The 13,001-nt window shown below is 42.3% G+C and carries 15 protein-coding genes; 5 read left to right on the top strand and 10 right to left on the bottom strand.

The features are described from left to right. Positions 1-10: 10 nt before the first annotated feature. The 4 genes from HB679_RS11355 to HB679_RS11370 all read right to left on the bottom strand — a co-directional run bounded on the left by HB679_RS11355 (position 11) and on the right by HB679_RS11370 (position 2,361). On the bottom strand, positions 11-469 hold the full coding sequence (locus HB679_RS11355; protein WP_214072101.1) for an RES family NAD+ phosphorylase: 459 nt from the start codon (positions 467-469) through the stop codon (positions 11-13). After that, positions 466-873 (bottom strand): antitoxin Xre-like helix-turn-helix domain-containing protein, encoded by a 408-nt coding sequence (locus HB679_RS11360; RefSeq protein WP_214072102.1) that lies wholly within the window; start codon positions 871-873, stop codon positions 466-468. Before HB679_RS11360 ends, HB679_RS11355 begins: the two co-directional genes overlap by 4 nt. A gap of 116 nt (positions 874-989) precedes the next feature. Continuing rightward, complete coding sequence (gene lipB / locus HB679_RS11365) at positions 990-1,721, bottom strand: lipoyl(octanoyl) transferase LipB (RefSeq protein WP_214072103.1); 732 nt, start codon at positions 1,719-1,721, stop codon at positions 990-992. A 1-nt stretch (position 1,722) separates the two neighbouring features. Continuing rightward, a complete protein-coding gene (locus tag HB679_RS11370; RefSeq protein ID WP_214072104.1) occupies positions 1,723-2,361 on the bottom strand; it encodes a 4'-phosphopantetheinyl transferase superfamily protein in 639 nt (212 codons plus the stop codon). A 75-nt stretch (positions 2,362-2,436) separates the two neighbouring features. Here HB679_RS11370 and dcd point away from each other — a divergent pair, with 75 nt between their 5' ends. Further along, positions 2,437-2,973: a dCTP deaminase gene (gene dcd / locus HB679_RS11375; RefSeq protein WP_214072105.1), complete on the top strand. Its 537-nt coding sequence runs from the start codon at positions 2,437-2,439 to the stop codon at positions 2,971-2,973. 7 nt (positions 2,974-2,980) lie between these two features. Here dcd and HB679_RS20690 read toward each other — a convergent pair whose 3' ends face one another. Continuing rightward, a complete protein-coding gene (locus tag HB679_RS20690) occupies positions 2,981-3,823 on the bottom strand; it encodes a hypothetical protein (protein WP_275952033.1) in 843 nt (280 codons plus the stop codon). Between the two features lie 81 nt (positions 3,824-3,904). On the opposite strand from HB679_RS20690, the gene HB679_RS11385 reads away from it, so the two are divergent. Then, the gene (locus HB679_RS11385) at positions 3,905-4,189 is read left to right on the top strand and encodes an ATP-dependent Clp protease adaptor ClpS (protein ID WP_214072106.1); all 285 of its coding nucleotides are present in this window, start codon (positions 3,905-3,907) and stop codon (positions 4,187-4,189) included. Positions 4,190-4,322: 133 nt separating this feature from the next. Here HB679_RS11385 and HB679_RS11390 read toward each other — a convergent pair whose 3' ends face one another. The 3 genes from HB679_RS11390 to HB679_RS11400 all read right to left on the bottom strand — a co-directional run bounded on the left by HB679_RS11390 (position 4,323) and on the right by HB679_RS11400 (position 7,449). Next, positions 4,323-5,387, bottom strand: a complete 1,065-nt coding sequence (locus tag HB679_RS11390; protein ID WP_214072107.1) for a branched-chain amino acid aminotransferase — start codon at positions 5,385-5,387, stop codon at positions 4,323-4,325. 170 nt (positions 5,388-5,557) lie between these two features. Beyond that, positions 5,558-6,586, bottom strand: a complete 1,029-nt coding sequence (locus HB679_RS11395; protein ID WP_214072108.1) for a hypothetical protein — start codon at positions 6,584-6,586, stop codon at positions 5,558-5,560. A gap of 5 nt (positions 6,587-6,591) precedes the next feature. Beyond that, the gene (locus HB679_RS11400; protein ID WP_214072109.1) at positions 6,592-7,449 is read right to left on the bottom strand and encodes a transglutaminase-like domain-containing protein; all 858 of its coding nucleotides are present in this window, start codon (positions 7,447-7,449) and stop codon (positions 6,592-6,594) included. A gap of 41 nt (positions 7,450-7,490) precedes the next feature. On the opposite strand from HB679_RS11400, the gene HB679_RS11405 reads away from it, so the two are divergent. After that, a complete protein-coding gene (locus HB679_RS11405; RefSeq protein WP_214072110.1) occupies positions 7,491-8,276 on the top strand; it encodes a class I SAM-dependent methyltransferase in 786 nt (261 codons plus the stop codon). A 78-nt stretch (positions 8,277-8,354) separates the two neighbouring features. On the opposite strand, the gene HB679_RS11410 is transcribed toward HB679_RS11405, so the two are convergent. Continuing rightward, entirely contained in the window at positions 8,355-9,497 is a 1,143-nt protein-coding gene (locus HB679_RS11410; protein ID WP_214072111.1) for a BamA/TamA family outer membrane protein, read from the bottom strand. Between the two features lie 161 nt (positions 9,498-9,658). Between HB679_RS11410 and HB679_RS11415 the strand changes: the two genes are divergently transcribed. Beyond that, a complete protein-coding gene (locus tag HB679_RS11415; protein ID WP_214072112.1) occupies positions 9,659-10,639 on the top strand; it encodes a deoxyhypusine synthase family protein in 981 nt (326 codons plus the stop codon). Between the two features lie 5 nt (positions 10,640-10,644). On the opposite strand, the gene HB679_RS11420 is transcribed toward HB679_RS11415, so the two are convergent. After that, complete coding sequence (locus HB679_RS11420; protein WP_214072113.1) at positions 10,645-11,448, bottom strand: alpha/beta fold hydrolase; 804 nt, start codon at positions 11,446-11,448, stop codon at positions 10,645-10,647. 248 nt (positions 11,449-11,696) lie between these two features. Here HB679_RS11420 and HB679_RS11425 point away from each other — a divergent pair, with 248 nt between their 5' ends. Further along, entirely contained in the window at positions 11,697-12,968 is a 1,272-nt protein-coding gene (locus tag HB679_RS11425) for a cytochrome c3 family protein (protein WP_214072114.1), read from the top strand. Positions 12,969-13,001: the final 33 nt, after the last annotated feature.

The raw sequence follows: 13,001 nt of genomic DNA on the forward strand, positions 1-13,001 counted from the left end.
TTTGGCCGAGCTACCGCTTAAATAAACGCACATCAAACACAAACGGGTCGATACTCTTTAGCTTTACTTTGTTAAAGTCGGGGTGACAGGGATTAATCAAATAGTTAAAATCTCCGGGAACACTGGCGGCAGGAACCTGCAATATTAAGTGCTCTTGTTTCTGCAGAAAAGCATCACCCAATAACTGTGTACTTTTAGCAAATGGATTGCTATTCCAGGCAGGCGGCAAATCTTTTAAGTGTAGCTCTGCAATATCATTGTGCTGGATATCGATAGTAGCAATAAAATAGTTAATGGGGATAATGCCTAACGGAACGTGTACGGCGATCTCTACCATAGCCAACGCTCTTGAAGCAGCTGTATATAAAACGGGTATGCCTTTGCTGTTCCACCGTCCGCCGGTTTTCTCGGCACCATAGCCCGATAGATCATTAATAAACGCTTGCCTGGCCAGCCGGTAAACAATCATGCAAATATACCATGCTCTATACGGCCCAACTCATCGTAAATCGCGGTAATGCCAAACGCTGTATCTAAAAGCTCTTTAGGTTTAATATTGCCTAAAGGCAGGCTGATAGTATCCATCCAGGTGTAAAAGTTATCAGCAAGACCAAAAACCGCGATCCCTTTTTTGTAAAGCAACTCAATTTGCAAAATGCGCTCAGAGTATAGCGGATCAAAAGATTTGTTCTCTTTTTTATAACGCTGTATGGTACGCTCAGAAATATGCAGATATGACGACCAATCTTCCACACCCAAATGTATTTGGTTTGAAAGATTGTTGAAGTAAGGATAAGGCACACCCTCTCTAACCATATTGGTTAAATCAAAGGTGTCATCATCGACAAATTTATATGGTTTTGACTTGCTCATTGTTTATTTCCTTTTTTGCGTCATCTGTCATCAAATTTACGACACTTGTCTAAGATAAACAAATATTTTAACATTTAGTTTAAATGTTGAACCTAACAATCAGGCAATTAAAAAATTTAAGCTGATATCTCCATACCAAACAAAACGGCAATATGCTCTTGAAGCCGTTGCTGCACCAATTTGATATCCACCTCTCTACCTAACTCGGCTTGCATGGAGGTTACGGCCTTGTCGTCAATACCGCAAGGAATAATGTTTTTGAAAAAAGAAAGGTCGTTATTGACGTTAAACGCCAAGCCATGCATGGTAACCCAGCGGCTGCAACGCACCCCCATGGCGCTAATCTTACGGGCACGCTCATTATCGGGGTCCAGCCAAACGCCGGTATAACCTGGATAGCGCGAGGCAGTAATGCCAAAATCGGCCAGGGTAAGTATTACTGCTTCTTCCAGCGTGCGCAGGTATAAATGTATGTCGGTAAAGAAATTATCCAGGTCTAAAATAGGATAGCCAACTATCTGGCCGGGGCCATGATAAGTGATATCGCCGCCACGGTTGATATGATAATAAGTGGCGTGATTTTCCTCAAGGCCTTTTTCGTCCAGCAAAAGATGTTCTGGTTTGCCGCTATTACCCAAAGTATAAACATGCGGATGCTCGCAAAAAACAAGATAGTTAGGTGTGATTATTTCTTCAGATTGATGATCGCCGGCGGCAACTTGTAACTCGCGATTACGGATCTCCATTTTAAGCGCAATGCTGGCATTAAACAAAGCTTCCTGTTTTGCCCAGGCTTCTTTATAATCAATCAACCCCCAATCTTGCACCTGAACCTTTTTATTCTTCATCTTATCCCTTTACGTAGCCAATCATGTAGTCTTCGTACTGCAAATATCCAACGGTATAATCTATTCTGGTTGTTCCTTTGGTTAAAATGGCATTAAGCTGACCCTCTGTATGAAACGTAAAAGGCTTAAGTGCTATGTCCTCCATGAAGGATACCTCTTTTTGCCCATGACATTTATAAACAGCCTCTTTGGCACACCAGCAGGCATACAGGTGATTGATTTTTTCCTGCGGATCAATAAACGCCAATTCATCAGGCGATAAGAAACGGGCGGCAATGCGCTCAACCTTTTCTTTTACCTGCTCGATATCAATACCAACCGGGCTTTTACGGCTAATCATTACCGCGGCATAATCAAACGAATGGCTTAGCGATATATGATAAGGCAACGATACCAAATAAGGTTTGCCGTGCTCGTCTACCTGGCAGTCTATGTATTCGTCAGTATGCAGCATTTTGCGTAATAGAACACGCGTACCTAACCAATGTAAATGGCGCTTACCGTTGCTGATTTTCTCTATAAAGGCTTTTTCATTATCATTTAGCTGCAACTGGTTGTACAGATCTTCTGCGTGCTCCTCTATTTTCCAGAGCGCAAATTCTGTATCATCATCAACCCGTTGGTGGTAAGCTATAGCCATGTGGTAAAATTGCAAAAAGCATGGCAAACATAGAGCAAATAATTCTAATTTTACCCAAAATAGCCTCGTAGTTTTATGATACTGTCTGACAAGCGCATTCTTGAAGAAATAGATAAGGGTAACATCATTATTGAACCCTTTCAGCGCGAATGCCTGGGCACAAATTCATACGACGTTCATTTAGGAAAGTACCTGGCCACCTACAAGGATCGTGTGCTGGACGCGAAGCTGCATAACGAGATTGACAGCTTTGAAATACCTAAAGAAGGTTTCGTGTTGCAACCCAATACGCTGTATCTGGGTGTAACGGTAGAATACACCGAAACCCATGCACATGTACCTTTCTTGGAGGGCAAATCAAGTACAGGCCGCTTAGGTATAGATATCCACGCTACCGCCGGTAAAGGTGATGTAGGTTTCTGCAATACCTGGACATTGGAGATATCATGCGCGCAACCCGTTAGGATATATCCGGGGATGCCTATCGGCCAGCTAATTTATTTTGTAGTTGAGGGTGAAATTGAAACCTTATACAACACCAAGAGCAACGCTAAATACAATAACAAAACCACACGCCCTGTTGAGAGTATGATGTGGAAGAATAAGTTCTAAGCCGCGCTTATTCTTTAACCAAAGTATATTTAGCCCAGAAATCGACGGATTTTGCTTCTGCATCATGGCTGCCGGAGCTGTTGCCTGAACCGCCGCGACCACCACCCATGCCACCACCACCGCCCATTCCACCGCCACCGCCATGACGACCACCGCCGCCACCCATTCCGCCGCCGCCATGACGACCACCGCCGCCGCCTGGAGTTGGATTACTGCTATCGCCACTCGGCTTTTTATCTATTTGGTCGGATTTGTTTAATTTGATGTTGAATGCCCATTCGGTTTTTGGGTTGATATCAGCATGAAAAAGCGATAACGGAATCTGCTCTTCATAAATCAAATTCCCATGCGCGTCATAATTAATGGCAACTTTAAAACCATATAAGTTTTGTTGGGTAAAAACATCGTTCTCCACATCTTTAAAACCATCAGCTTTAATGCGTTCTAACTTGGTTTGCACTATCTCCTGTTTCTTTTGCTGATCTGTTGGGTTGGGGGCAATTTCTGCATTGCCATCATCCTGCACCGGGAAAGAAACGCTGAATGTTTCTTTTTTGCGCCCCTTTGGGTCAATGCCTAAAGTAAGTCCCCTGGCCAATATCGCATTTTGCTGTGCCGGATCATCTGTTTTTACGACCAGGTATAAATTGGTTTTGTCGTTAGCTATACTATAGTTAATCCCGGTTTCGGGGTTGGTGTAACTCAATGTATCGCCCCATTCGGATAAGCTGCCGTCAATGCTGACATTGGCTGGCGCCGGTTTTAAACTTGTGGTTTGAGCAAAGCTTATATGTGCCGATAACAGCTGAGTAAATGCAATTGCCGCAAAGGCAGTATAGAGGTTTTTCATGATAGGTGGTGTTGTAAAACAAAACATAAACAACATTTTAACCTGTTTATTGCACTTTTTGGTTAATTTTGTATCTACATTATGCCGAATACAGAAACACAAGAACAAACCTTTACGCTCGAGGAGTTACTGGCAGGGTTTAAAGAGCTGCATCGCCTTATATTATGGAATGACGATCATAATACTTTTGACCACGTTATCCACTGCATGATTAAATACCTTGACTATAATGAAACTCAAGCCGAGCGCATAGCCTGGAAGGTGCATAACGAAGGCAAATGCGCGGTATTAGAGGGCTCATTTACCGAGGTTGAAGTGTACCGCAAAATATTACAACAAGAAGGATTGACGGTAAGTGTGGATTAGTTAGATAGATTAGAGACTAGTGATTAGATAAATCCGCTTTAAAATATAAAAGCCCTCGCGTTTGCGAGGGCTTTCTTGTTATCTTGAAACTGAGATTAAAAAACTAACCTCTAGTCTTTAATCACTGTGATCGTTAGATCACATAATTCCAACCATGAGTATCGGGCGCATTACCGTAGCGGATAGCATCCAGGGTAGCCAATGCTCTTTTAGAAAACGCGCGTTCTGCCGGATCTGGTAACTTGTATTCTTCTCCATTCAAACTGATAGAGCCTACCGGCGCGATAGTTGCAGCAGTGCCTGCACCAAATGCGTCCTGTAATTTACCATCTTTGGCACCTGCAATAATTTCATCAACAGAAACTTTGCGCTCTTCTACCGGCACACCAAAATCATGTGCCAATTGAATCACTGTATCGCGGGTTACGCCATCAAGAATTGTATCCAAAGCAGGTGGCGTTACCACTTTGCCGTCAATTACAAACATCGCGTTAGCGGCACCCATTTCTTCAATGTATTTGTGCTCTTTTGCGTCGGTCCAGATCAGTTGATCAAAGCCTTCTTCGGTTGCTTTTTTTGCCGGGAACATTGAACCACCATAGTTACCTGATGATTTAGCAAAGCCCATACCACCTTCAGCCGAACGGGTATAATGTGTTTCGATTTTAACGCGCAACGGTTTGGTAAAATAAGGGCCAACCGGGCAAAGTAAAACCATGTATTTATAAGTTTTTGATGGCGCTACACCTAAGAATTGGTCAGTAGCGAACATAAACGGACGAATGTATAATGAGTGGCCAGCTGCGCTCGGAATCCAATCGCGATCGATATCTACAATAGCGGCTAAGCTTTGTAGAAAAACGTCTTCAGGAATAGTTGGCATGCACAAGCGCTCTGCCGACTTATTAAAGCGCGCCGCATTTTTATCTGGGCGGAAGATAGATACCTTACCGTCGGCGTGTTTGTAGGCCTTTATGCCTTCAAAAAATGATTGGCCGTAATGCAAAGAAGAAATACCAGGACTGACCGTAATTTCGCCATAAGGAACAATTTCAAAATTTTTCCATTCGCCGTCGCTGTAATCAGCAACCAGCATGTGGTCAGAAAAAGTGCGTCCAAAAACTAGGTTGCTCATGTCGGTCTCTGCCAAACGCGACTTGGTGGTCCTGGTGATTTTGATGTCCAAAGTATCAGTCATTGCTTTACGTATTAAGTATAATTCAGGATTGCAATTTACCTAATTTACAGTGTGTTTAGCAAAAGGAAAATGAAATTTGTTATGCATGCAGAATATTTCGTTGCATGGGTATGACACAATATAGTCGCTTAAATAAAAAGCATCACAGCAAAACAATATTTTGAAAGCGACTACTTAAGCCCGGCCAGTTTTGTTTGGACGTCTTTTTTATACATCCCCTTCGGGAACTTTTTAATGTATTCTTGCCCAATGGTTTTGGCTAATAGACTACGGTTGCTTTTAACAGCATCGCTAATGTATTGGTAACCCAATTGCTCAACAACCGGGCCGGGTAAAAACCTAGTAGCGCCAAGCCAGCGGATGTACTGGGGGCCGTATTTAGTATTAAATCCTTCAGCTTCAGCAACGGTTATACCATAGTCAGGCACAAGTTGGTTTGGTTTAATATTTTGCGCCTTAACCTTTAACCATGATTTGGTTTGTTTGTACCAGAGATAGTTATTGGCAAATAAATAATACTGTGGTCCTGCCGGAAATATGCCTGGTTTTAGGTCGGCTTTATCAAATACGTTGATAACCAATTGCTCCAATTTTTCTTTATATTGATCAAACTGGATAAGCTCGTAAAGGTTATTATAGGTTGCCGCAGTTAGTTCGGAGATAATTAGTTTTTTATCTTTCGCATTAATAGCCGACTGTTTAACTGCTGCTATTTTTTTATCGCGCATAGCAAAATAAGGTTTTACCAATTTTTGATCTAAAGCCTCTAGACTCAAACTGGTGTATGCCGCGTCGTTTTGTAGAAAGAAAGGATATTCATTTACATTAACGGACATTAAAGCGTTGTTTTCGGGCAATGCATTACCGGCGATAAGTTTAAAACCTTTGTCGCTCAACTCTACCTTTAAGCTTTTACCGGCACCCAGCAATATTAAATGAAAGTTTTGCTGAAAGATAAGATCTCCAAATTTTTGATCCTTAACAGGTAGAGTCACAGAGAACGAGCCGTTTTTCTTAACGGGTATTTTTATGGAGTTAGCCTCATCAAAACCGTAAATAAGCGGGATATTGATTTTGAGTTCTGCCTGGCCGGTATAATTTTTAATGGTGCCACTCAACCTAAATTGCGCGAACGATTGTGTGCTGCAAATTACCAACAGCAAAAAGAAATACTTTTTTATAATTGAGATAAGGTGCACAGATTTTAATCCAATATAAATAGTAGCTGCTTCAGTTCCTCAACTTTTTCGGCAGAGCCCAAATGTTCATAAGAGCTGATGAGGTTACGCAGTACGCGTTTAATAATATCAGTATTTGAGCATGGCTCGTAAAACTGCTTATCAAAAGTAAGATTAAGCTGTTTCAAAAACATATCTACATCCCTGCGGCCAAAAATGAAACCTTTATTGAATGCATTTATGTAAAATAAAATGCCGCTTTCAAATTCGCTCTCTTTGCTTTCGTCCAGGTAGGCCAATATAAAATGTTGCGGCAGGTTTACACCATGCACCGGGATGTCCAGTTTTTGAGCGATGATAGAGTAGATAATAGCCAACAGGATCTGGTTGCCTTTTTTGATTTCCATTACCTGGCTCAGGTAACTGTTTTGCGGGTCCTGGTGATTACTGGTGTTGCCGCTAAAGCCATGCATGTGGTAGAATACGTGGTTAATAAGCTTAACCTGTTCTACGGGGCTGGCTTCATTATTCATCTGGATCCAAACATCGCGCTTAATGGTTTCTAACTGATTGATGATCTTTTGCTCATCCAGATCTGGATATTGATAGCGGTTAATGATGAGTATACCTTGCAGCAAATCAAAAGCACCACCCTGATACCAAAGTTTCAGGTCGTTTTGTACAATGCCGAATTGAATTTCATGCACCAGATTGGCAATACGCTCCTGCTGTATCGAGTCAAAAGCCTGCTCGAAAGCAGATTCCAGATGCTCAATTGCTATGCTACCGTACGACAACAATTTGTCATGAACGTGGTTATATATTTCCGGATCGGGATCGTCCAGCAAACGTATTAATGAATTTACTTCAGTTAGATTAATCATTAGTACCGCTAAAATACGAACGTTTATATAATTTTACAACCATGTTAAATCTACGGTTCGCAAAAGACTACCTGTTGTATCGCTTAAAAGCCAAAACCAGGCACGGCCTGCACTCGCCATTTGTTTACAGGTTGGTTGATGAAATTATATACGATTTTCATGCCAAAAACGTATACGTCGAGGTGGAAGGCGTGCGTAAAGGCCTGTTAAATGACGACCGGGTGATCACTATTACAGATCTCGGTGCCGGCTCGCACGTCAATAATAATAAACAGAAGCGGGTAGGGGATATAGCTAAAAATGCGCTTAAACCACCCAAGCTGGCGCAATTGATCTATCGCCTGGTGGCCGACCAGCAGCCAAAAAATATCATTGAGCTGGGCACTTGCCTGGGTACTACCAGCATCTATCTGCAAAAAGCTGCGCCTAATGCCAAAGTCTACACATTGGAAGGCTGCCCGGAAACAGCCAAAGTTGCCAAAGAAAGTTTTACAAAAACGGACACAAAAGACATCGAACTAATTACCGGTAATTTTGACGATACCTTAAAAAGTGTGATCGATAGTTTGGATCAGCTGGATTTTGTGTTTGTGGATGGTAATCATCAAAAAGACGCAACATTAAAATATTTTGAATGGTGCCTGCCCAAAGTACATGACAATACACTATTAATATTTGACGATATCTATTGGAGCGAAGGTATGAAACAAGCCTGGGCGCAAATCAAAGCGCATCCGCAGGTAACGGTAACTGTAGATCTGTTTTGGATAGGGTTGGTGTATTTAAGAAAAGGGCAGGTTAAGGAAGATTTTGTGATTAAGATATGAGGTAGGTTTTACGTTGGACGTTGTAAGTTTTACGTTTTTTTCTCTCACGTATAACATCAAACGTAACACGTATAACATCTAGAAGGCTTCTCCCAATCCAACATAAAATCCGCTTTCTCTTTGTTCGCCGTTTGGTTTTTGGCCTATGCCGTAGTCAGCGCGTATGCTTAAGCCCTTTTCTACATCAAAGAAATAACGCAGGCCACCACCCATATCGGGTTTTAGCGCAGGGAAAGTGAAAGTCGAATGGAATACCTCGCCGGTACCCACAAAGCCTACTACACCAAAGCGCTCGTCTATGCGGTATCTTAATTCAGCCTGGCCGGCCAGGTAGTTGCGGTCGCGGTAGCGGCCTTCGTAATAGCCGCGCATCATTTCGTCGCTACCCATCTGCGGCAGCAAATAAAATGGCGACCGTGCGCCGGTTAAGCTTTGTTCCTGTACATCCAGCCCTAAAACCAAACGTTTACTTAGCGCCATAAACTGGGTATACTCGAAATTAAAAAGGCCACCCTGGTAACTGTTATTACCGAATACTCCCTGCATGATATTATAATAGGTATTGATCATCATGCCTTTGGTGGTATAGGTGTTGTTGTTGCGGGTATCGTAAATAAAACTGGGGCCTATGTATAAAAAGGTGCCGCCAGCCTGATCTTGCACCTGCGGGTTAGTATTGAAAATGCTGGTTGGATCATTATTGCTAAAATCATACTTGTAGCCGCCACCCACTAAACCAGCATAGATATTTTTGGCGATCAGCTTCTGTGCCTCTAACATCAAGCGATACCGTTTCTGGCCCACGTCCACGCCATCGGCCTTAACCGTATTATTACCTATCCCATAAAAAGTAAAGGGAAAATCAATGCGGCCCAGAGAAGCGGTAAGGTGATAGGTGTTTTGCGGCGACCAATATACTGAACTCAAATTTAAGCGATTTTGACCTTTGGTAGTGAGGGTAGCATAGGCATATAGGTTAGATACCCGGGTTTCATGATGGACGCTGTCCGAGTAATAAGAGTATAAACCTGCGCCGCCTGCTTCAATGCCTGTTTCGGGCGCTGATGACAGTACCGGCAAAACCACAAAACTGCTGTGCTTTGTTGTATCCTTTTCGAAGTACATTTTGCGAAGAAACTTCGGGACGATTTTTTGTGCCGATGCGGGAAGCAAACCCGCAGAAATGCTCATAATTAACAATAAGGTAAAAAGTTTCTTCATGTGGCGATGTAGCCCCTAAGATAAATTTTACGCTTGATATTGAAGCTTATGCGGCAATATTTATTTGTGTCGATAATATCTGCATCCAGGAACATTTGAAATTTAAAATTCGGGTAATACTAAAATGTCTACTTTTGCGAAATATTTATAACAGTAATATAATGAGCACAACTAAAGGACCCGTATCTCAGTTTATTGAAAGAAACTACCTGCATTTCAACGCTGCAGCATTAATGGACGCCGCTAAAGGTTATGAAACCCATTTGTTGGAAGGTGGCAAAATGATGGTGACCTTAGCCGGCGCTATGAGTACTGCCGAGCTGGGTATTTCACTGGCCGAGATGATCCGTCAGGATAAAATAGCCATAATTTCATGCACAGGCGCTAACCTGGAAGAAGATATCATGAACCTGGTAGCGCACTCGCACTATAAACGTGTGCCTAACTACCGCGATCTGAGCCCGCAGGATGAGTGGGATCTGTTAGAGAACCATTACAATCGCGTAACTGATACCTGTATTCCTGAAGAAGAGGCTTTTCGTCGTTTACAGAAACATATCCATAAGTTATGGAAAGACGCCGATAACGCCGGCGAGCGGTATTTTCCGCATGAGTACATGTACAAAATGCTGTTAAGCGGCGATTTGGAACAGTACTATGAGATTGACCCGAAAAACTCATGGATGCTGGCAGCTGCCGAAAAGAACCTGCCAATTGTGGTACCGGGTTGGGAAGACTCAACCATGGGTAACATCTTTGCATCGTACGTTATTAAAAACGAGATCAAAGCTGTCACTATGAAAAGCGGTATCGAGTATATGGCCTGGTTGGCCGATTGGTACGTTAAAAATTCATCAGGCAAGGGCATCGGTTTTTTCCAGATTGGCGGTGGTATTGCCGGCGATTTCCCGATTTGTGTGGTACCTATGCTATACCAGGATATGGAAATGCCTGAAATTCCTTTCTGGAGCTATTTCTGCCAGATCTCTGATTCAACTACATCCTATGGTTCATATTCGGGCGCGGTGCCTAACGAGAAGATCACCTGGGGCAAACTTGATATACATACACCTAAGTTTATTGTAGAGAGCGATGCGACTATTGTTGCGCCGTTGATCTTTGCCTGGTTATTGGGGCAGTAAAATTATTACTTAAGCTGGTTTAAAAAATCAGCTAATACTTTATTGAAAGCTCCGGGTTGCTCCATATTGGGAATGTGCCCGGAGTTTTTTATGATAGACAATTTTGATTGCTTGATTCTGTCGTGCATAAACTTGGCGGTAGCAATTGGCGTAAACTCGTCCTCCTCGCCCACAATAATTAGTGCCGGTATGTTAATTTCAGAAAGCAGGTTAGCATGATCACGCCGTTCGGCCCGTCCGCGTTGTACCGCTGCCGAGCTGGCGGCATTGGTCGTAATCATCATCTCTCTTAAATGCGCAACAGCTTCAGGATTGTTTTTAAAGGTATCATCACACATAAATAAATGGATGCGCTCGTCGGTAAACTTTTCCATACCATCGGCTTTTATCTTCGTGGCTAGTTCTAGTCGGTGTTTATAACTGTCTTCGGTTTCGGCTCTTGCATCGGTATCGGCCAAAACCAATCCTTTAAATAAACGGGGCGCCAGGCGATAAAGCTCAAGCACCACCTGGCCGCCCATAGACAAGCCTACAAACACTGCTTTTGCAATATGTAACTCTTCCAGCAGATGGAGAAGGTCTAAGGCCAACTCATCTAATAAAATTATAGTGTTGTTTTTGGGCGATATGCTGTCGCCGTAACCGCGTAGATCCGGGATTATTAACCGGTGGGTTTCTGAAAACGTTTTGATTTGCGGCGCCCACATGCTACGGTTAAAAGGTTGGCCGTGTACAAAAAACACTACTTCGCCTGTTCCAAGGTCGTCAAAAACTAAATTTATCCCCCGGATTTTTATTTCCTTTGCCATTGAAATTAGTACTTGAAAGTTGCCTAAATGATTGCTTGTAAACCTATTATAAAAATTGATTTTATACATACAATCTTACTCAATATCTACATTATTTAGAATAATTATAAATTAAGTTTTACTGTCATTTATTTGTCAGCGATTATTTAATAAATTATACTTTTGTGGCTGAAAATTCCGAGAAAAGCTAAGGCCTTACCTCTGTTTTACACATATTACAATTAAATATTTAGCATCAATACAACTTTATGAGAAGCATCTCATTGATTTTTAAACAATTCTCAAAGACAGTTTTACTGCTTGCCTGTTTTACTGTCTGGGGGATTTCTGCTAAGGCACAAGGTGATCCTGCAAAAGGTGAAGCTATTTTTAAAGCCAACTGTACGTCGTGTCACAAAATAGACAGCCGTATGACAGGTCCGGCGTTAGGCCCCGTTATCTCGTCAGAGACTGACGATAAATGGTTAGCCAGCTGGATTCGCAACAATCAGGCATTAATTGCAGCTAAAGATCCTAAAGCACTTAAGATCTGGAATGAATATAGCCAGGCAAGTATGTCGGTCTTCACTCAACTTTCAGATGATGACATAGCTAATGTTATTGCTTATGTGCGTGCCGACTGGAAAAAGATTCAGGATGACCAGAAAAAAGCAGCCCCTGCTGCCGGTGCTGTCGCCGAAGACAAAGGCCCAAGCGATTTAGCAGTTTATGCATTGATTGGTGTGATTGTGGTTGCCTTGATCATTATCCTGGTATTAAACAACATCATTGCAACTTTAGAACGCCTGATAGGTGGCCAAAGATTGCTGCCTGTTGAAGCTGAAATTACTGAAAGCGAAGTTGCTGCTGACAAATACGCACTATTAAAAAGAATATTAAAAAATAAAAAACTGGTATTCTTTATCATTTTCGCCGGCACTATTGCCATGTGCAGCTGGGGTTGGGTGGCGTTATGGAATACTAACGTACACCAGGGTTACCAACCGGTACAGCCTATTAAATTCCCGCATGATCTGCACGCAGGTGTAATGCAAATACAGTGTCAATATTGCCACTCGGGCGCATACAAATCTAAAAACGCTTCAATACCGTCATTAAACGTTTGTATGAATTGCCACAAAACGGTTAAAACCGAGTCGCTGGAGATTCACAAAATATATGACGCGTTGGGTTATGACCCGCAAACTCAGAAATACGACAGCCTGAAAGCTCGTCCTATTCAATGGATCCGTATCCACAACCTGCCTGATTTTGCTTACTTCAACCACTCACAACACGTTAAAGTTGGTGGTATCAAATGTCAGCAATGCCACGGCCCGGTTGAAACCATGAAAGAGGTTTACCAGTACTCGCCATTAACAATGAAATGGTGCATACAGTGCCACAAACGCACAGATATTAATATGAAAGGCAACGCATACTATGAGAACATGATAGCTGTTCACGACCTGATTAAAAAAGGTGTGAAAGTTACTCCTGCTCAATTGGGTGGTATCGAGTGCGGCAAATGCCACTATTAATAATAACAGAACTTAGCATTACAGTTTATACTA

Source organism: Mucilaginibacter sp. dw_454 (assembly GCF_018449775.1).
Classification (GTDB): domain Bacteria; phylum Bacteroidota; class Bacteroidia; order Sphingobacteriales; family Sphingobacteriaceae; genus Mucilaginibacter.